Here is a 20,363-nt window from a genome sequence, read left to right on the forward strand (position 1 = left end):
CCTCAGTACTTCTGAGGGGCAGCTGCGCGTGCACTTACCCTAAGAAAAACAAGTAGAAGGGAATGTTAATGGCGGATGACATGGTTAACCCGGTAGGCCTCAAGCGTGGCCTGAAGAACCGGCATATTCAGCTGATCGCCTTGGGAGGGGCGATTGGCACGGGGTTGTTCCTCGGCTCGGCCGGGGTACTCAAGTCGGCAGGGCCGTCGATGATCCTGGGCTACGCGATTGCCGGTTTCATCGCGTTCCTGATCATGCGCCAGCTCGGCGAGATGATCGTCGAAGAGCCGGTGGCCGGCTCCTTCAGCCACTTCGCCCACAAATACTGGGGCGGCTACGCGGGCTTCCTGGCGGGCTGGAACTACTGGGTGCTCTACGTACTGGTGGGCATGGCCGAACTGACGGCGGTGGGCAAGTACATCCAGTTCTGGTGGCCGGAGATCCCGACCTGGGTCAGTGCACTGGTGTTCTTTGTGGCCGTGAACCTGATCAACACCCTGAACGTGAAGTTCTTCGGTGAAGCGGAGTTCTGGTTCGCGATCATCAAGGTGGTGGCGATTGTCGGCATGATCGTGCTCGGCTGCTACCTGCTGTTCAGCGGCACCGGTGGCCCGCAAGCGACCGTCAGCAACCTGTGGAGCCACGGCGGGTTCTTCCCCAATGGCGGCATGGGGCTGTTGATGTCCATGGCGTTCATCATGTTCTCGTTCGGCGGCCTGGAGCTGGTGGGCATCACCGCCGCCGAGGCCAGCGAGCCGCGCAAGGTGATCCCGAAGGCGATCAACCAGGTGGTCTACCGGATCCTGATTTTCTACGTCGGCGCCCTGACCGTGCTGCTGTCGCTGTACCCATGGGACCAACTGCTGCAAACCCTCGGCGCGTCGGGCGATGCCTACAGCGGCAGCCCGTTCGTGCAGATCTTCTCGCTGATCGGCAACGACACCGCTGCCCACATCCTCAACTTCGTGGTGCTGACTGCGGCGCTGTCGGTGTACAACAGCGGCGTGTACTGCAACAGCCGCATGCTGTTCGGCCTGGCCGAGCAAGGCGATGCACCGAAATCGCTGATGAAGCTGAACAAGCAAGGCGTGCCGATTCGCGCCCTGGCGATTTCGGCACTGGTGACGATGCTGTGCGTGGTGGTCAACTACGTGGCACCGAAGAGCGCGCTGGAGTTGCTGTTCGCGCTGGTGGTTGCCTCGCTGATGATCAACTGGGCGCTGATCAGCATCACCCACATCAAGTTCCGCAAAGCCATGGGCCAGCAAGGCGTGACGCCGTCGTTCAAGACCTTCTGGTTCCCGTTCAGCAACTACCTGTGCCTGGCGTTCATGGTGATGATCATCAGCGTGATGCTGGCGATTCCGGGAATCAGCGAGTCGGTGTATGCGATGCCGGTGTGGGTGGGGATTATCTATGTGGCCTACCGGTTGCGGGTCAGAAACACGAAAGCAGCCGTGGCGCAGTAACCCCTGTGGGAGCGGGCTTGCTCGCGAATGCAGTGTGTCAGTCACTAGATGTGCTGGCTGAACCACCGCTTTCGCGAGCAAGCCCGCTCCCACAGTTTTGAATGCATTCCAAATGAAAAGGCCCTGGTAATCCGGGGCCTTTTATTTAGAGCGTGGAGCGTACTCGCCATAGCTCTGGGAACAACACGGTGTCGAGCATCTTGCGCAAATACCCCACGCCCTCGGTGCCGCCGGTTCCCGGCTGGAAACCGATAATCCGTTCCACCGTCGTCACATGGCGAAAACGCCACTGGCGGAACGAATCCTCCAGGTCGATAAACTTCTCGGCCAACTGGTACAAATCCCAATAGCGACTCGGGTCGCGGTACACCTCGCGCCACGCCGCCTCCACAGAGTCATCATGTACCGTCGGCGCCGTCGGGTCGCGTTCGGCGCGTGTCGGGTCAATCGCCAGGCCGGCCTTGGCCATCAGGTTGATCGCCTCGTCATACAGCGACGGTGTGGCAATCGCCACTTTCAACTCGTTCAACAGCTCCGGCCGATGGGCGTGGGGCCGCAACAGCGCCGCGCTCTTGTTGCCGAGGATGAATTCAATCTCGCGGTACTGGAACGACTGAAACCCCGACGACTGCCCGAGGAACGGGCGGATCGCCTTGTACTCCGACGGCGTCATGGTCGCCAGCACTGCCCAGGCGTGCACCAGTTGGTCGAAGATCCGCGACACCCGCGCCAGCATCTTGAACGCCGGCGGCAACTCGCCCAGGCGTACATGTTCGCGAGCGGCCTTGAGTTCGTGGAGCATGAGTTTCATCCACAGCTCAGAGGTCTGGTGCTGGATGATGAAGAGCATTTCGTTGTGGTCCGGCGACAGCGGGTGCTGGGCGCTGAGGACTTTGCCCAGGTCCAGGTAATCGCCGTAGCTCATGGACTCGGAAAAATTCAGTTCGGCGTTATGCCATTCTTCCGGGGGTTGGTAGTCGGAAGAGAAAGGACATTGGCTCATCGCGTGGGCTCCTTGAGCGGGCGGAGAATGGCGCGGACTGGGCTGGCGTCGAGGTTGGCAAACCGCAGCGGCAGCGCGATCAGTTCATAGTCGCCCTCCGGTACGTCGTCGAGCACGATGCCTTCGAGAATCGCCATGCCATGGCGCGCCACGGCGTTGTGCGAATCCATGGTCTTGGACTGCTGCGGGTCAAGCGACGGGGTGTCGATGCCGATCAAACGCACGCCCAGGCTGGCAAGCAGCTCGATGGTTTGCGGGGCGATGGCGGTGAAGCCCGAATCCCACTCAGTCAGCGGCGCTTGTGGATAAGTGCGCAGCAGCACGCGCTCCGGCAAGTTATCCACACGCCCTTCCAACTGATGCGGCTGCACCAGGGCGCCGCTGTCCAGGCAATGCAGCACGCGGCATGGGCCCATGTACACGTCCAGCGACACCTCGCCAATCGGCGCGCCGTCGGCGCTGTAATGCAGGGGTGCGTCCACGTGGGCGCCGGTGTGCGGCGACAAGGTGATGCGCCCCACATTCACCGGGCACTCCGGGCCAAACTGCCATACGCGCTCTTCCTGGAACGGCGTATCTCCCGGCCAGGTCGGGGTCGCCGTACTCAAGGGCGGGCTGATATCCCACCACGTTTTTATTGGGTTCATCTGAAGGCTCTCGGCGGTTACTGGGGTGAATGATACGAGGGCCTGTTGCGAATTTTCTTGCGAAATCTGGCGTGGATCGGGAAATTTTTCGCACTTACTGCGAAGAAATGGCGGATTTACGAACAAGTCTATCGTCCAGATGCGCCACCACTCCCTGTGGGAGCCGGGCTTGCCCGCGATGACGGTGGCACTGCTCGCATCTTCATAGCCTGACACTCCGCTATCGCGGGCAAGCCCGGCTCCCACAAGGGTTCGCGGCGAATTTCGAGACCATCGCACCGCTGCGCTTCTGGGCATCCCGATGTCGAGTTCAGACCACTGACACAACGCCCAAGGCCTTAGGGTGGCTCTTTCCATTCCCTGCCCTGGAGACATCATGTCCAAGCCCATCACCGTACTGCGCGACACCCACCCCTTGCCGGTCCTGGATGCCTGCAAATGGGAAAAACTCGAAGGCGACCCGCACACCGTCAACCTCAACGCCTACACCAGCGAAGACGGCAGCAAGATCATGGGCACCTGGATCTGCACCCCGGGCAAGTGGTACGTGGACTACGTGAAGTGGGAATACTGCCACTTCCAGGAAGGCTACTGCATCATCACCCCAGAAGGCCTGGAGCCGATTCACCTGCGGGCTGGGGATATCTTCGTGGTGGAGCCGGGGATGAAGGGGACGTGGGAAGTGGTCGAGACAGTGCGTAAGTATTTTGTGTTTGCCTAAACAACACCTTGTGGCGAGGGAGCTTGCTCCCGCTGGAGTGCGCAGCGCTCCCAGGCTTTTTGGGGCTGCTTCGCAGCCCAGCGGGAGCAAGCTCCCTCGCCACAGTGTTTATTTGGGCTTGCGATAGCTGTTGATGATCGCCGAGAAGTCCTTGCCCCCTTCCCCACGCTGGCTCATAGATTGATACAACTGCTGGGCCACGGCCCCCAGAATCACGGGTTGCTTGGCCTGACGCGCCGCTTCGGTGGCTAGGCCCAAATCCTTGAGCATCAGGTCGGCGCCAAACCCACCGGTGTACCCCCGCGACGACGGCGCGGTTTCAATCACGCCCGGCCATGGGTTGTAGGTGTCTGAACTCCAGCAGCGCCCGGTCGAGCTGTTGATGATCCCTGCCAGCACTTGCGTGTCGATGCCCAGCGCATCGCCCAACGCCATGGCTTCGCTGACGCCGACCATGCTGATCCCCAACAGCAGGTTGTTGCAGATCTTGGCGATTTGCCCGGTGCCCACGTCGCCGCAGTGCACGATGTTGCGGCCCATCTGCGCCAGCACCGGTTGCAGGGTGGCGAACAGTTCCGCGGTGGCGCCGACCATGAAGGTCAACGTCCCAGCGGCAGCGCCGCCGGTGCCGCCGGAGACCGGGGCGTCGGCCACGGCCACACCTTGCTTGGCCGCCACATTCGCGACGTCGCGGATGGTCTGTGGGTCGATGGTGCTGCAATCCACCGCCGGTACGCCTTGGCCGATGCCGGCGAGTACGCCGTCTTCATTCAGCCACACGCTGCGCACATGGGCGGCAGCAGGCAGCATGGTGATCACCAGTTCAGCGCCGGTGGCCGCATCACGCGGTGAGTCGCTGATGGTGCCGCCCAACTCGGCCAGTTCCTTGAGCACCGCCTGGTTCAAGTCGAACAGGTTCAGCGCATGGCCGGCCTTGATCAGGTTGCGGGCCATGGGCGCGCCCATGTTGCCCAAGCCGATAAATGCAATCTTCATGGTCGTCTCCCGGAGTCAGCGCAGGTTGATGGTGGTGTTGACGCCATCGTTGACCGTATCGTCGTCGAACCAGCGGCTGGTGACGGTCTTGGTCTGGGTGTAGAACTGCACCACTTGCTTGCCGTACGGGCCCAGGTCGCCGAGCTTGGAACCACGGGAGCCGGTGAAGCTGAAGAACGGCACCGGCACCGGGATCGGGATGTTGATGCCGACCTGGCCGACATCGATTTCGCTCTGGAACTTACGCGCTGCCGCGCCGCTCTGGGTGAACAGGCCGGTGCCGTTGCCGAACGGGTTGGCGTTGACCAGGGCGATGGCCTCGTCGAGGGTCGCGACTTCAATCACCACCAGAACCGGGCCGAAGATTTCCTGGGTGTAGATCTGCATATCGGTGGTCACGCCCGAGAACAGGGTCGGGCCGACAAAGTTGCCTTGCTCGAAGCCCGGCACCTTGATGTCACGGCCGTCCAGCTCCAGCTTGGCGCCTTCTTTCACGCCGCTTTCGATCAGGTCCAGGATGCGTGCCTTGGCGCGCTTGGAGATCACCGGGCCGACATCCGTGCCCGCTTCGCTGCCGGCATTCACCTTGAGTTTCTGCGCCAGTGCTTTCAGGTCCGGCAACCATTGCTTGGACGCGCCCACCAGCACCACCACCGAAGTGGCCATGCAGCGCTGGCCCGCCGCACCGAAACCGGCGCCGACCAAGGCATTGAGGGTGTGTTCACGGTTGGCATCCGGCAGCACCACGGCGTGGTTCTTGGCGCCCATCATCGATTGCACGCGCTTGCCGTGTTTGCCGGCCAGGTCATACACGTGGGTGCCCACGGCAGTCGAGCCGACGAAGGACACGGCCTTGATGTCTTTGTGAGTGCACAGCGCATCCACCACGTCCTTGCCGCCGTGCACCACGTTGAGCACGCCAGCCGGCACACCGGCTTCCAGCGCCAGCTCCACCAGCAACATCGTCGACAGCGGGTCCTGCTCGGACGGTTTAAGGACGAAGGTGTTACCGCAGGCGATGGCCATCGGGAACATCCACAGCGGGATCATCGCCGGGAAGTTGAATGGGGTGATGCCGGCGCAGACGCCGATCGGTTGGCGCAGGGTGTAGGTGTCGACGCCCCCAGCGACGTTCTCGGCGAACTCGCCCATTTGCAGGGTGCCGATGGAGCAGGCGTGCTCCACCACTTCCAGGCCACGGAAAATATCGCCCTCGGCATCGGCAATGGTCTTGCCCTGCTCAGCGCTGAGGACCACGGCGATGCGTTTGGAATGTTCGCGGATCAAGGCTTGCAGCTTGAGCATGATGCGCATGCGCGCGCCGATTGGCGTCAGCTTCCAAGTCTGGAAGGCGCGATGGGCGGCGTCGATGGCGGCGTTGACTTCATCGGCGGTGGCGAAGGGAACTTTGGCCAGCACCTCTTGGGTGGCCGGGTTGACGATGTCGTGCCACTCGGTGGTCTTGGACTCGACCCACTCACCGTTGATCAGCAGCTTGACCTGTTGCACGGAAATATCGGCAGATGCGTTCATGTGGTCTCCAATCTTGTAGTTATGCAGAGACAAGGCGCGTGAATCGCCTTGGAAATGAGGCGTTCGGACTGTTTTTCGAGTATAGATGTGCAAATCTCTAATAAGAACGCACATAAAAGCCGGACCAATATGCAAAAAAACATCACGTCCCTGGGCTCCCTGAACTGGGATGACCTGAAGTTTTTCCTCGAAGTGGCCCGCACCCGCAAGGCCAGCGTGGCCGCCAAGCGCCTGGCGGTGGACTACACCACGGTGTCGCGGCGCATCAGTTCACTGGAAGTGTCCCTCGGCACCCTGCTGTTCGAAAAATCCCGGACCAACGGCTTCGTCCTCACCACCGAGGGCCAGCGTTTGCTGGGTTACGCCGAGTCCATCGAAAGCACTTTGCACATGGCCTGCGAGCAAGTCTCCGGCTCCGGTGTGGCGCTGTCCGGCCATGTGCGCATGGGCTGCACCGAAGGGTTCGGCAGCTTCTTCGTCACCCCGCAGTTGAGCCACTTCGTCGACACCTACCCGGCCATCTCGGTGGACATCCTGCCCCTGCCCCACTTCATCAGCCTGTCCAAGCGCGAAGCCGACATCGTCATCGCCCTGGAACGCCCGGAACATGGGCCCTATGTGTGCTGCAAGCTGTGCGACTACAAGTTGCAGCTGTACGCGACCCAGGAATACCTGGACCAGCACCCGCCCATCCGTAAACCGGCGGATTTGGCCGAGCATCCGTTTATCAGCTATGTGGATGATTTGGCGTTCAGCTCGGAGTTGCTCTACCTGGCCAACGTGGTGCCCGGCGCCAGCGCGAGTTTGCGCAGCACCAGCGTGATCGCGCAGTACGTGGCAGCGCAGCAGGGGCGGTCGATGGCAATATTGCCGTGCTTTCTGGCGGCGCAGGATCCGCGCTTGTTACCGGTGCTGGGGGAGCAGATTGCGATCACACGACAGTTCTGGATGTACTGCCGGGAGGATCTGAGGAAGTTGAAGCGGATTACGTTGTTGTGGGACTACATCAGGGAAGTGACGGAGCAGAATCAGGGGTTGTTGATGGGGGAGACGCGGGAGATCAGGTTCGCGGATTAAAGGGCCATCAACGATGATTCGCTTTAAATTGCAGGACGTTTCCTAGAGACTCTCTACCCCATTGCGCCTTACCGTTGGGGTCACTAGCCTCCTGACTTCGCTGCTCATCAGCGATCGGGTTTAGCGACTCGGATTAGTTGGGATGTGATGCCAAAGTATTGCCAGGCTGTTTACCTGTCTTTACCGTTTTATGGCGGCTGTACGCGGGAGACCTTCGGGTCTGCCGGGTTCCCAAATTTACCGGTTCGCTAACCCGTGTACAGCTGCCACCTCTTCATGTTTAGCGACATGCCGTGGTGACCCCTACTGCAAATTTGGGAAACATCATGTCAAAAATCGTCCCCGATCCCCCGCTTTCCTCCATCACCACCCTCGGCGTAGTCACCTTCGGCGACTACGGCGAAAACGAAAAACCGCTGTTTCGCGTCAACGCCGGCATGCCAATAGAGGAAGCGTTAGAGCACGCCTCCACCCTGCTTTTCTACTCCAAGAAACTCGCAATGGACGCCGCCATGGATGTGCGTGGCGAGCAATACGCGTGGGCCGCGCATTACCTGTGTGAGATGGGCAAGGCCGTGGTGGATGACTTGACGCAGGCGATGACACCGGGCCGTTAAGCGAACAAGGTCTCAAGCACACCGCAAAACCCACTGTGGGAGCTGGCTTGCCTGCGATGGCAGTGTGTCAGTCAGGACATCCAGTACTGAGACACCGCTATCGCAGGCAAGCCAGCTCCCACAGTTGATTGGGTTTCACATTGAGATTGGGGGGACGGGTTCAGTCCGCAATCACCACAATCGATACCCGGCGATTTTCGGTGCGCCCCGCTGCCGTGGTGTTCGGCGCGACCGGTTCGCTGCTGCCCAGGCCGCGCAGTTGGATGTTTTCTTCTTTCATCCCGACACCTTGCAGCACCGTGGCCACGCTTTTGGCGCGGCGCAGGGACAGTTGCTGGTTGTAGGTTTCCTTACCCGAGGCATCGGTATGGCCGTCGACGCGCACGCGTTCGATACCGACGCCCAGCAGGGCCTTGCCGATACGCTGGACGATGTCGGTACTGGGCTGGTTGAGGGTTTCGACGTCGCTGCCGAACAGCACTTTGCCGGACAGGCCGAATGCCCAGCCTTCGTCAGTGAGTTCGAAACCTTGCTGCTTGAGGACGGCGACCTGGGCCGGGGTCAGGCCTTTTGGGGGGGCTGTCTGGCATCCACCGAGGGCAAGGAATGCCACCAGCAAGGTGATAAACATAAATCGTGCAGTCGAGAACAAGGGATCAACTCCTGTGTTGAACGTTGACGACGGGGTTCTCCGACTCCGCCGTTTGCTGGCCACCGGACGATAAACGCTTGGCCTGGTACATCGCCGCGTCGGCGGCATTGAGCAGGGTGCCGGGAGTGGCGCCATGATCGGGGTAGAGGGCAATGCCGATACTGAGTGAGGTCAACACCTGGGTGTTGCCGGGCACCGGGATCGGCTGGTCCATGCTGGCAATGATTTTGTCGGCGATGCGCTGGGCATCTTCCACGTTGTGCAAGGGCGCCAGCAGGATGGCGAACTCATCACCGCCCAGGCGCGCCACCAGGTCATCTTCGCGCAGCTGGGCGCGCACACGGTCCGCCACGGCCACCAGCACCGCATCGCCTGCGGCGTGGCCAAAGCTGTCGTTGATTTCTTTGAAACGGTCGCTGTCGAGGTACAACACCGCCACCCGTTCCTTGGCCTTGGCCGCGCTGCGCAGGGCACGAATCAGGCGCCCTTCGAAGAACGCACGGTTGGGCAGGCCGGTGAGGCTGTCGTGATTGGCCTGGTGGGCGAGGGATTCGTTTTCACTTTGCAGGTGGCTTTGCCAGGCTTCCATCTCGCCGAGCAACGCGTTGAAGTCACTGCCCAGGCTGTCGAGTTCGGCAATTCGCGCCGGAGGCACGCGTCGGTCGAAGTCGCGCTCGCTGCGGGCGGCGTGGGCCACGGAGGCGAGACTCTGCAGGGGGCCGGTGATGCCACGCAACAGGCGTCGGGCCAGGTGCAAGGCGACCCAGGCGCTCAGGGCGGTGCAAATCAGGATCCCGGCCAGGCCGCTGAGCAAAAAGCGCAGCAAGCTGCCGCCATGGCCGGTCAGGTGAATGCTGCCGATGGTTCGCCCTTGGTGCAGGATCGGTTGATTGATCGGCTGTTCGAGCAGGGTATGGGCCAGCGCCAGTTCGACGCGCGAGAGCATGCCGGTTTCCGGGCGGGTCCATTGCGCGAGCACCTTGCCATTCACGTCCTGCACTTGGGCCTCGGCGACCTCTTCAGTGGACGCAATCAGGCTCAGGGCCTCCGTGGCCGCAGCGCTGTCATTGAACACCACCGCTGCCTCCACGGTGTAGTTGATGGAGCGCGCGATCAGGTGCAGGTTGTGCTCGGCGTACACCCGCAGCGCCAGCACGCCGAGCAGGGTCAGGGAGACACTCGCCAGCGTCACCGCCACCAGCGCCAGGATCAAATGCCCTCGGCCAATGACGGAGCGCAGGGTTGGCCGCGCTTTTTCAAGGCTCATGGCGCAGGCGCCCGACGACGAGACAGTTGCAGCACGCTGGGGTGGATTCGCACACCGCTGCGAGCGACGGAGTCGAGATTGACCTCGAACGACACCTGGTCATCCGCCACGCGCAGGCAGAACAGGCTGCCCACGGTGCATTGGTCGCCGCCTTCGCTGATGCTGAGCACCGGGTGGCCGATCAACGAGGTAAACAGGCGGCCACGCTCATCGGCGGTGAGCTTGCCGATGTACACCGCGTCACAGGCGTTGACGATATCGGGATGATCCGCCAGCAGGCGTTGCACCACCACCGGTCGGCCGGTGGCCTGGGTGGTGCCTTTGACCAGGTCGTCGGTGTATTGGGTCGGCCCGATGATGCACAGGCGCAATTGCGCAGGCTCCACCGGCCAGCGGGCATAACTGAGGATGCCAAGCACCACTTGGGTGACCGCCTGGGCACGCTGGTCAGCCAGGCTGGCCGGGGCAGGCGACTGGGCAAATACCCGGGGCGCGAGCAGGCACAGAACCGCCACCAGTAACATGCGTCTCCAGCTCAAACTGCGCTCTGCGGGCGAGACAGCCACGTTCATGCAGCAATTCTCTCAGGTGTTTTCAAGATGATGCCGCAACGATAGCACAGCGGCGGAAAACCCCGCGAAGAGTAGGTCTTCACGGGGCGCGCTATTTTTTCAGAAAAATCAGACGACTGAATCAGAAATATTGCGTGACCTGTCAGTCAATTTTTTCAGCGGCATGATCCAGCTCAAGCATCAGCCCGCTCAAACGCTTGACCTTGCGCCGCACTGCCTCCTCGAACACGCCGCCACGGGGCTCGATCAGGCTGAACCAACGCTTGGCCCGGGTGATGCCGGTGTAGATCAGCTCCTTGGTGAGTACCGGGTTCAGTGCGTCCGGCAGGATCAAGGCGGTGTGGGTGAACTCCGAGCCCTGGGATTTGTGCACGGTCATGGCGTACACGGTTTCCACGTCGTTGAGCCGGCTGGGCAACACAAAGCGCACACCGCCCTGGCCGTCGTTGCGCGGGAAGGCCACACGCAGCACCTGGGGGCCGCCATCGCTTTCGGGCAATTTCAAGGCAATGCCGATGTCACCGTTCATCAGGCCCAGGCCGTAATCGTTGCGGGTCATCAATACCGGGCGACCTTCGTACCATTGATCATCGCCTTCGATCAGCCGCACTTTGCGCAGGGCCGCCGTGATACGCAGGTTGAGACCTTCGACACCCCACGGCCCCTTGCGCACGGCACAGAGCAATTGGAAGGCGTCGAAAGCCTCGAGCAACTGTTGCGCCCAGTGGGTCCACGCCGCGTTTTCGCGCGGCGTATCAAGGGGCGGTCGGGCGCTTTGCAGCAGGTTGAGGTAATAACGATACCCCTGGGCGCCGTCGCCCTGCCCGTCCAGCACCAGGCGCTCCAATGCGTGGTCGTGCTCGCCTTTGAGGCTGAGGCAGAACAGGTCGGCATGACTGCGTGCCGCCAGGAGCTTGCGAGCCTCTTCAGCATTTTGCTGGTTGACCCAACGCGCCAGTTGCCCGATGCCGCTGCCTTCGCCAAATCGCCGCGAATAACGCAGCATCACCACCTGTTGCGCCAACGGGTGACTGCCATCGAGGTCTTCTTGCAGGCCGCTGGTACTGAGGTCTTCACCGCTAACCGCTTGTAACCATTGCCGCGTCTGGGGGCTGTACCAGCCGGCTTCGGCATCGCGGCACAGATCACCAAGCACCGCGCCCGCCTCGACCGAGGCGAGTTGGTCCTTGTCGCCCAGCAACACCAGGCGTGCATGGGGCGGCAAGGCGTCGAGCAGGTTGGCCATCATTTCCAGGTCGATCATCGACGCTTCGTCCACCACCAGCACATCCAGGGGCAGCGGGTTGCCGATGTGATGGCGGAAGTGCCGCGTGCCCGGGCGGCTGCCCAGCAAGCGGTGAACGGTGGTGACCTGGGTCGGGATTTTTTCCTTCACGCTGTCCGGCACTTTCAGCGACAGCACCTGCTGGCTGATGGATTCGGTGAGGCGCGCCGCGGCTTTACCGGTGGGAGCGGCCAGGCGGATACGCAACGGGCTGCCGGTTTCCACGGCCGGGCCCTGCAACAGCGCAAGCAGCCGCACCACGGTGGTGGTCTTGCCGGTGCCAGGGCCGCCGGTGACGATACTGAAGGCACCGCGAGTGGCCAGGGCACAGGCCAATTTCTGCCAGTCGATCACACCGTCAGGCGGGGGCTGATCGAACAGGCCATTGAGTCGCCGGGGCAAGTCGGCGCTGACGGTTTCCTGGGTCGCCAGTCGCAGGCGCAGGGCCGTGTCGATACGCCGCTCGTAGGTCCAGTAGCGGCGCAGATACAGGCGTTTTCCCGACAGAACCAAGGGCCGGCTTTGGGCGGCTTCGCTGCCATCGACGGCCAGGGCGACCAAGTGGCTGGCAGCCAGCGCATGGCACCAATGAGCACCGTCCAACCCGTCGAGCAGTTGCGACGGCAACAGCATGGCGCCGGTTTGCAGGTCGCCTTCGGGCGGCAGGGACAGGGCAAAGTCGGGGGCCTTGAGGGTTTCGAACAGGTCGAGGCAGACGTGACCGTGGCCCAACTGGTGGCTGGTCAAGGCCGCCGCCAGCAGCACCAACGGGTCGGCCTGTGGGTCGAGTTCGTGCAGGAAACCGACGAACGCTTTGTCCAAGGCACGCAGCCAGCCACGATCAACCCATCGCTCCAGCAGTTGCACCAGGTCACCCGCTCGGCTGAGGGGCTTGAGCGCTTCAAGCGGTAGCGGCGAAAGGCTCATAGCAGCACTCCTTGTTCCCAGGCGGGCTCGGCCTTGGGCGGGATGGATTTGCCCTGGAACATCAGGTCCAGACCTTCGATCAACGCCCGTGGTGGCCGGGTGAAATAAGCGCCTTGGCTGGCGGACTGAGTACCGCGCAGAAATACATACAACGCACCGCCCACATGGCGCTCGTAGTCGTAGTCCGGCAGGCGCGCCTTCAGTTGTCGGTGCAGGGCCAGCAGGTAAAGTACGTACTGCAGGTCGTACCGATGGTCGAGAATCGACTGTTCCATGGCCTCATGGGTGTAGGCCGAATCGTCAGGGCCGAGCCAGTTGGATTTGTAATCGGCCACGTAATAGCGGCCGTCGTGTTCGAAGGTCAGGTCGATAAACCCCTTGAACATGCCGTTGAGCAACACCGGTTCGGCGGCGACGCGAGAGACGCCCCCGTGGGTGTACTGGCACACCAGTTTGTCGAGGGCGAGCACGTCGACTTTGTGGCTGGAGAACCAGAACTCCATTTCGATCTGGTACTGCGTGAGGCCGCTGAGGGTGATGTGGCCGTTATCCACCGGCAACGGTGTTTGCAGCAGGTGGCCCAGCCAACTGCTCAAGGTGACGATCCAGCCTTCCCAGTTACGGCGGTTGCAGCGGGCGCCCACGGCTTTTTCGATAGCTACCGGGGTGACGTTGAAGCCCTCCTCACCCGCCCATTCCAACAGGCCGTGGAGGAACGTGCCTGGGTTCGGCCCTCGTGGGAAACGGTGAATGTCGCCACCCGAGGCGGCTACTTCGCGCGGTGCATCGGGGTCCAGACGCTCGTCATCGAACAGCTTCTGGGCCTGTGGGTTTTCCGGTGCTTCGAGGCTGGCGGCGCTCATGCTGTCGCCAATACGCAGCGCGCTGTAGGACGCTATCCACCAGTTCTCCGCCGCCTTGCGTTTGGGCAGCAAGGGTGCGAGCAAGGTGGCTTCATTTTTGGGTGGATGGAACAGGGTGCTGGTGACTTCGGGCACCGGGCCATAGTGGATGGCCTGGCAGCCTTCCTGAAGATCCAGCAGCCAACGTGCAAGGCCAGCGGACTCGCCCAGCGAGGCTCCCGCACCCAGTAGATAACCGAGTGCCGAAAGGTGCAGCACGGAGCTGCTGTTGTTGCCGCGCTTGAGGTCGGCGATGCCGAGCCAGCACGCATGCTTGGCGCGGGTCAGCGCCACGTAGAACAAGCGCAGGTCTTCGGCGAGGCGCTCGTCATCGGCTTGGGCGATCAGCTCGACGGTTGGGCGCAGGCTGACCTGGGATTTACCGTTTTCATCATGGTAGTGAAGGGGCAAGCGGCTGCCATCGACCGGCTTGGCCGAACAGATGAAGGGCAGGAAAACCAGGTCGTACTCCAGGCCCTTGGACTTGTGGATGGTCACCACCTTGACCAGTTGCTCATCGCTTTCCAGGCGCAGGATCTGCTCTTCACCGGCTTGCCCGGAGAGTGCCAGGTGCTCGGCCAGGTGGCGGATCAGCGCCTGTTCACCGTCCAGTTCCGATGCAGCCTGTTGCAACAGTTCACTCAGATGCAGCAGGTTGGTCAGCACGCGCTCGCCGTCACTGCGGGCGATCAGGGTTTGTGGCAGTTGGAAGTCATGGAGCAGGCGTCGCAACATTGGCAGCACGCCTTGGGTGCGCCAGATCGCACGGTAACCTCGGAACTGCATGACGCGGGTTTCCCACGCCAGTTCGTCTTGATTCAGGCGCTCCAGTTCCGGCAACGAAAGGTTCAGGGTGACGCAGGCCAAGGCGGCACGCAGGGGGCGCTCGACATCCGGCTCGGCGCAGGCCTTGAGCCACGCGAGCAGGTCATGGGCTTCCTGGGCGGCAAAGACGGAGTCTTTATCCGACAAGTAAACGCTGCGCACGCCCCGGGCGGCCAACTCGGCCCGCACCGCCTGGGCCTCCTTGCCATCACGAACCAGGATGGCGATATCCGATGGAAGCACGCCCTTGAAGCTCGCGTCCGGCTGCAGGAAACCCGCCGTACCTTGCTGCCCGCCATTGAGCAACTCAACAATTTGCGTGGCACAGGCCGCTGCCAGTTGCTGGCGATAAACCACGTTGGATATCGGCTGGTCGGTGGACAAGTGCCAGAGGTTCATGGCGGGCAGCGTATGCCCGTCCACTTGCAGCTGTTCCTTGCGGCCCTGGGACAGCACCGACTGGAACGGCACCGGGTTTTCGCCATCCGGCTGACGGAACAGGAAAGCGCCACGGCCGGTTTCCGCACGTTGGAACACATGGTTGACCGCCTCGACCATCGCGTGGCTGGAGCGGAAGTTGGTGCCCAGGGTGTGGTGGCGACCGGTGGTGGACTGGCGCGCGCGCAGGTAGGTGTAGATGTCGGCACCGCGGAAAGCGTAGATCGCTTGCTTGGGGTCGCCGATCAGGAACAGGCCACTGTCGAGGTGGTTTTCTTCGATGCGGTAGATGCTGTCGAAGATGCTGTATTGCACCGGGTCCGTGTCCTGGAACTCATCGATCAGCGCCACCGGGAACTGTTCGCGAATCACACTGGCCAGGCGCTCACCGCCGTCGGCTTGCAGGGCGGCATTGAGGCGGATGAGCATGTCGTCGAAGCCCATTTCGGCACGACGGCGTTTTTCGTCCTCAAAGCGTTTGCCGACCCAACCGGCAGCATGTTGCAACACGGCGGCGTCAGGGCTTGGCAGCGCGTCGAGAGCAGCCTTGAGGCCGGCCATGGCGTCGATGCCGGGGTGATGCGGTGGCTCACCTTTCCAGGCTTCGGCCATGCCGTCGGGCGTAAGGCGGGTGAAACCGGTACCGATGTCCAGTTGTTCCAGGGTTTCGTCAGCGGCCCAGGCACTGATTTTTTCGAACCAGGGCTCGAAGTAGCGGGCTTGCATCTTGCGGCCATCGACGGCTTTGGCGGCCACGGCTTGCAGGCAGATGTCGCGCAGCTCGGCGGCCCATTGTTGCCAGGGGGCCTTGATTTGTATCAGCGCCTCACGGCGCTCCTGCAGGCAGGCGTTGATCAACTCGGCAGGGTCGCGGGTTTCGTCGGTGGGCCGTTCGCTGCCGAACAGTGCGCGCACTCGCGGCATCAATGCGGCAGGGCCGCCCCAGTTATTGCGCACCCAGTTGAGCGCGTCGTCGTGCATGGGGTAGCAGAACAGCCGCCAGTAGTCGCGCAGGACTTCGCCGAGCAGGTCGCTGTGGTCGGTTTCCAGGGTCTGGGTGAACAGGCTGCCGCTGTCGAAGGCGTGTTCGCGCAGCATGCGCTGGCACCAACTGTGGATCGTGGAGACAGCGGCTTCGTCCATCCATTGGGCTGCGATGTCCAATCGGTTAGCGCAGGCGGGCCATTGTTCCGGTGGGTATTGATCACGCAAGTCGGCGATCAAGGTGTCCGGCTGCGGGATTTCGTCACGGAAGAAGCGCGCGGCCTCGGACAGACGGATGCGGATGCGCTCACGCAATTCCTTGGTGGCCGCATCAGTGAAGGTCACCACCAGGATTTGCGGTGGCAGCAGTTCGCGGCCAAAGCCTGACTCATCACCACCGTGCCCGAGCACAAGGCGCAGATAGAGGGCGGAGATAGTGAAGGTCTTGCCGGTGCCGGCGCTGGCTTCAATCAGCTGGCTGCCTTTGAGCGGGAAGGCCAGGGCCAAGGGTTTACTGCTCATGCGCCGGCCTCCTCGCTTGTCAGTGATCGCCATGGAGCGTTGAGCAAGGGGCGATATAGGGTTTCGCACCAACCTTCGAACTCTTCACTCGCCATCAGGGTGGCGAAGTCGGGGAACTGTCGCGTGAGCGCTGGGGTTTCACGGCGTTCACCATCGGTTGTGAGGCCGTCACCCTCGTAGGCTTTACTCGCTGCTGCCAGGGCTTTTACAGGATCGGTTTGGCCGAGCCAGGCGAAGGCGGTTTTAACGGCGACAGGCAGCGGTTTGCTCATGCCGGTATGCCAGGCCAGCAGCAGGTGGCCGAGGATTTCCTGGGCGGCAGGTTTATCCAGAGGTGACAGCAGCAAAGTGTCATCGCTGGCCACCAAGCCGGTACTCAACGGCAGCCCGCAGGCGCAGGCAACCACGTGATTGACCCAGGGACGGATCAGGCGATGCCATTTGCGTGATTTGATCGAGCCGATGCTGTTGGGGATGGTGGTGACACTCAACAAGCCACCATCACTGCGCCGGTGCAGGCCACTGATCCAGCCGTCAAGTTGAATGCCTTGATGCTCAAAATTGATCGGTTCCGCGCCAGTGTGAGGCGTCGGCCAGAGGGCGAGTAATTGTTGGTAACGTTGCAGCAGGTCAGGCAACGGCTCGATCAGCTCGTTACGCAAACATTCGCCAAAGCCGACCATGGGCAACAGGCCACTGCCTTGCAAGCGCAGGGCCTGCGCGCTTAGGGCTTGGTCGAGATGGTCGGGCTGCGTCAGTGCGGCATTCAGCAGGCTGTCGCTGAGGCTATAGCGTTGCAGCGCGTCGAGCACGAAGGGTTCTTCGTCGGCCAGCGGCACTTCAGCGGCCTCAAAGAAAACTTTCAGACGCTGGCTGAAGAAGTGTTTGACCGGGTTGCGCAGGAAGTCCTGCAACTGACCGAGGGTCAGGGGTTCTTCCTGCTCGTGTTGTGTGAGCCCTTCTTCTTCAAGCCTGGTAACCGGTGCTTCGTGGAGCAACTGCCATTCACGGGCGTAGCTGAACAGTGGGTCACCTTCGTGGAAATAGCGCGCGCTGAAGGGTTGGAGTGGGTGTTCCTGGGTCATGGCGTCCAACAGGAGTTCGTCTATGTTTGCGTTGCGCCAGCCACTGGCGAGGTGGTCACGCAATTGACCGATCAGCACGGAGGCTGGACGGTCACTGTTGTCGCGGATGCTGCGGCCCACCCAGCTGATGTACAACTGGTCTCGGGCTGACAACAGGGCTTCGAGTAGCAGGTAACGGTCGTCTTCACGGCGTGAACGGTCGCCAGGACGGTAATCACTGCCCATGAGGTCGAAGTCCAAGGGTGGCTGGGCGCGCGGGTAGTCGCCGTCGTTCATGCCGAGCAGGCATACGAGCTTGAACGGGATCGCACGCATAGGCATCAAGGTGCAAAAATTGACAGCTCCAGCGAGGAAGCGTTGGGACAGGCGACCTTGATCCAGTCCGGCCAGCCAGGCTTCACGGACGACGGTGAGCGGCAACTCATCCTGCAAGCCGACGGACTCACAGGTTTCCAACCAGGTCTCTCGCAGTTGCTCGAGTTGGCCCAGCAAGTAGTCGTCGTGTTCACTGCTCGGCAGGAAGAACAGTTGCATCAAGCGTTGCAGTCGCTCGCCCCATTGTTGAGGGGCGGCTGGTTGGGACAGCGCTTGGTGCGCGTCATTCAATGCATCGAGCAGGGCGACCAAGGGGCCGATAAGGGCAGCGTCAAGGCCACCAATTTCGTCGTAGGGCTCGATACCGTGACACGCAGCGCCGGAGCCGACCGCGTAACCCAGCAACATGCGGCGCAGGCCGAACCGCCAACTGTTTTGCTCCAACTCATCCGGCAGGCCGAGACCCGCGCGTTGTTCGGCATTGAGCCCCCAGCGGATGCCGGCGCCTTCGATCCAGCGATGCAGTGTGGGCAGGTCGCGTTCCTTGATCGCGAAGCGCTCGCGCAGGGCGGGCACGTCAAGCAAGTCGAGGATTTCGCTGACGGGGAAGCGGCTGTCGGGGAGTTTGAGCAGGTGTTCGACAGCGATCAGCAGAGGGTCGCGGCCGCGTTGGCCTTGGTCGGTGAGGGTAAAGGGGATGAAACGGGGGTCGCTTTTTTCCAGTTGGCCGAACACTGCGCGAATATGCGGTGCGTAGCTGTCGACGTCGGGGACCATGACGATGATGTCCCGGGGGCGCAGCGTGGGGTCTGCGCTGAAGCGCTGGAGCAATTGGTCGTGGAGGATTTCCACTTCGCGCTGGGCGCTGTGGGCAATGTGGAAGCGGATTGAGGTGTCGTGTTCCAGGTCCACGGCGGGCCATAGCTCGCGGGTTTCGTTGAGCGGGCGCAGTTCGAGGATGTCGTCCTGGAGCTGGTTGAGCAGCGTGGTGGGCTGGCTGTCGCTGAACAGGTCGATGCGCCCATCGCGGAAGGCGGCGCGGTAGCTGTTGGGGTCGTCGTAGCTGTCCAGCAGGCTGATGTAGTCGCGACCTTGTTTGCCCCAGGCTGCCAGCAGTGGATGGGCGTGCTGGTGCAAGGTTTGTGGGTCGATGGTGACCGGCATTCCGGCTTTACGAGCTTGGCGCTTGTACTCGTTACGCAGCAGGTCTTTGTCGGCGACGATGTCAGACCAGTGGTGACGGCAAGGGTTGTGCACGCACAACAAGACTTGGCTGAAGCGTGCCAGGCCGGCGAGAGCTTCCAACGCTTGCGCGGGCAAAGATGAGATGCCGAACACAATCACCCGGGATGGCAAGCCTGCCGGAGCTTTTTCAAGGCTGTTGATGCGTTCGATAAAACGCTGGTGAACACCGGCGCGGCTTTCGGCCATGCCCTCCTCTCCTACGTCCAACAGCAGCGCGCGCCATAGCTCGGCTTGCCAGCAGTTGGCGGGGTTGAGTGGCTTGGGTTCGCCTCTGGCGCTACGCAATTGGTGGCGGCCGGCTGCCCAGTCCTCCAGCCAGTCGGCACGATAGACCTGGTATTGATCGAACAGGTCAGCCAGACGCTCGGCGAGTTGGTAGCGTTTGCGCAGGTCAGTGTCGTGGGTGAGGAAACGCTGCAATGGTTCAAAGTGCGGTTGATTGATGAGCTCTGGAAGCAGCCGCATGAGGCGCCAGGTCAGCGGCGCTTTATCGAGCAGAGACTTGGGCGGGATTTCATCCTTGCCCAAGACCATGCGATAGAGCTGCCACATGAAACTACCGGGTAGCTGCACGTCAATTGCAGCAGCGATGCCACAACCGCCCATGTCGTCGTCTTCCGGATCTTCAGCCAGGGCCAGTTTGAGCCACTGTGCGATACCGTTGCTTTGTACCAAGGCAATTTCGTTTTCCAGGGGCGCCAGTGGATAGCGGCGCATCCAACTGACCACCAGGCTGCGCAGTTCGTCCAGGCGGTTGCCGTGAACCACCATGAATCCAGCGCTGAGGGACGTTGCATCCGGCATAACGGCTTCCTTGGGAAAAGCAAAATCGAGGGTGCGACTTTAGCACTGTGGGCAGTTGTTGGCGGAGTTGGGATGTTAGCTGGCTTTTCGACCGCCCAAAACAAAACCCCATCTGCTCTCGCAAATGGGGTTTCGGAATTTAATCTTGACGATGACCTACTCTCACATGGGGAAACCCCACACTACCATCGGCGATGCATCGTTTCACTACTGAGTTCGGGATGGGATCAGGTGGTTCCAATGCTCTATGGTCGTCAAGAAATTCGGGTACTGAGTCGTGACCGGTTGGCCTCGCTTCAGCAAATTGGGTATGTGACAGCTATCGGTGTTTTGTGAGCGTCGAACTTTCGGTTCATTTCGTCTTCACACACCGCAATCTGGTGCCTTTTCAGGTCAGCAAATTGCTTGGGTGTTATATGGTCAAGCCTCACGGGCAATTAGTATTGGTTAGCTCAACGCCTCACAGCGCTTACACAC

General features: G+C 61.7%; 14 protein-coding genes and 1 rRNA gene. 4 read left to right on the forward strand and 11 right to left on the reverse strand.

Features of this window, described 5'->3' with window-relative positions; all coding sequences use genetic code 11:
• Window positions 1-68: 68 nt before the first annotated feature.
• Window positions 69-1,469: an amino acid permease gene (locus tag M2394_RS23775; RefSeq protein WP_178923560.1), complete on the forward strand. Its 1,401-nt coding sequence runs from the start codon at window positions 69-71 to the stop codon at window positions 1,467-1,469.
• A 145-nt stretch (window positions 1,470-1,614) separates the two neighbouring features.
• Here M2394_RS23775 and kynA read toward each other — a convergent pair whose 3' ends face one another.
• Together kynA and kynB are read right to left on the reverse strand one after the other, a co-directional pair.
• Window positions 1,615-2,472: a tryptophan 2,3-dioxygenase gene (gene kynA / locus M2394_RS23780; protein WP_259174775.1), complete on the reverse strand. Its 858-nt coding sequence runs from the start codon at window positions 2,470-2,472 to the stop codon at window positions 1,615-1,617.
• Window positions 2,469-3,119 (reverse strand): arylformamidase, encoded by a 651-nt coding sequence (gene kynB / locus M2394_RS23785; RefSeq protein WP_178923556.1) that lies wholly within the window; start codon window positions 3,117-3,119, stop codon window positions 2,469-2,471. The genes kynA and kynB overlap by 4 nt, the downstream gene beginning before the upstream one ends.
• Window positions 3,120-3,495: 376 nt before the next feature.
• On the opposite strand from kynB, the gene M2394_RS23790 reads away from it, so the two are divergent.
• Window positions 3,496-3,840, forward strand: a complete 345-nt coding sequence (locus M2394_RS23790) for a cupin domain-containing protein (RefSeq protein WP_010206533.1) — start codon at window positions 3,496-3,498, stop codon at window positions 3,838-3,840.
• Between the two features lie 108 nt (window positions 3,841-3,948).
• On the opposite strand, the gene mmsB is transcribed toward M2394_RS23790, so the two are convergent.
• Together mmsB and M2394_RS23800 are read right to left on the reverse strand one after the other, a co-directional pair.
• Window positions 3,949-4,836 (reverse strand): 3-hydroxyisobutyrate dehydrogenase, encoded by an 888-nt coding sequence (gene mmsB / locus M2394_RS23795; RefSeq protein WP_178923554.1) that lies wholly within the window; start codon window positions 4,834-4,836, stop codon window positions 3,949-3,951.
• A gap of 15 nt (window positions 4,837-4,851) precedes the next feature.
• Window positions 4,852-6,369, reverse strand: coding sequence for a CoA-acylating methylmalonate-semialdehyde dehydrogenase (locus M2394_RS23800; RefSeq protein ID WP_259174777.1), 1,518 nt, complete (start codon window positions 6,367-6,369; stop codon window positions 4,852-4,854).
• Between the two features lie 129 nt (window positions 6,370-6,498).
• Between M2394_RS23800 and M2394_RS23805 the strand changes: the two genes are divergently transcribed.
• Together M2394_RS23805 and M2394_RS23810 are read left to right on the forward strand one after the other, a co-directional pair.
• Window positions 6,499-7,446, forward strand: coding sequence for a LysR family transcriptional regulator (locus tag M2394_RS23805; RefSeq protein ID WP_259174779.1), 948 nt, complete (start codon window positions 6,499-6,501; stop codon window positions 7,444-7,446).
• A gap of 326 nt (window positions 7,447-7,772) precedes the next feature.
• The gene (locus M2394_RS23810; protein WP_259174780.1) at window positions 7,773-8,063 is read left to right on the forward strand and encodes a DUF3077 domain-containing protein; all 291 of its coding nucleotides are present in this window, start codon (window positions 7,773-7,775) and stop codon (window positions 8,061-8,063) included.
• Window positions 8,064-8,223: 160 nt separating this feature from the next.
• Here the strand turns inward: M2394_RS23810 and M2394_RS23815 are convergent, their stop codons facing one another.
• The 7 genes from M2394_RS23815 to rrf form a co-directional block, all read right to left on the reverse strand.
• Window positions 8,224-8,715 (reverse strand): OmpA family protein, encoded by a 492-nt coding sequence (locus tag M2394_RS23815; RefSeq protein ID WP_259174781.1) that lies wholly within the window; start codon window positions 8,713-8,715, stop codon window positions 8,224-8,226.
• A gap of 4 nt (window positions 8,716-8,719) precedes the next feature.
• Window positions 8,720-9,982 (reverse strand): diguanylate cyclase domain-containing protein, encoded by a 1,263-nt coding sequence (locus M2394_RS23820; RefSeq protein ID WP_178923546.1) that lies wholly within the window; start codon window positions 9,980-9,982, stop codon window positions 8,720-8,722.
• Window positions 9,979-10,554: a YfiR family protein gene (locus M2394_RS23825; protein ID WP_178923543.1), complete on the reverse strand. Its 576-nt coding sequence runs from the start codon at window positions 10,552-10,554 to the stop codon at window positions 9,979-9,981. The genes M2394_RS23820 and M2394_RS23825 overlap by 4 nt, the downstream gene beginning before the upstream one ends.
• A 142-nt stretch (window positions 10,555-10,696) precedes the next feature.
• Window positions 10,697-12,766, reverse strand: coding sequence for an exodeoxyribonuclease V subunit alpha (recD, locus tag M2394_RS23830; RefSeq protein ID WP_259174782.1), 2,070 nt, complete (start codon window positions 12,764-12,766; stop codon window positions 10,697-10,699).
• Window positions 12,763-16,437 (reverse strand): exodeoxyribonuclease V subunit beta, encoded by a 3,675-nt coding sequence (recB, locus tag M2394_RS23835; protein ID WP_259174783.1) that lies wholly within the window; start codon window positions 16,435-16,437, stop codon window positions 12,763-12,765. Before recB ends, recD begins: the two co-directional genes overlap by 4 nt.
• A complete protein-coding gene (gene recC / locus M2394_RS23840; RefSeq protein ID WP_259174784.1) occupies window positions 16,434-19,886 on the reverse strand; it encodes an exodeoxyribonuclease V subunit gamma in 3,453 nt (1,150 codons plus the stop codon). Before recC ends, recB begins: the two co-directional genes overlap by 4 nt.
• 143 nt (window positions 19,887-20,029) lie before the next feature.
• Window positions 20,030-20,145: ribosomal RNA gene (gene rrf, locus M2394_RS23845) — 5S ribosomal RNA — on the reverse strand.
• Window positions 20,146-20,363 lie beyond the last annotated feature (218 nt).

Source organism: Pseudomonas sp. BIGb0164 (assembly GCF_024810135.1).
GTDB lineage: Bacteria > Pseudomonadota > Gammaproteobacteria > Pseudomonadales > Pseudomonadaceae > Aquipseudomonas.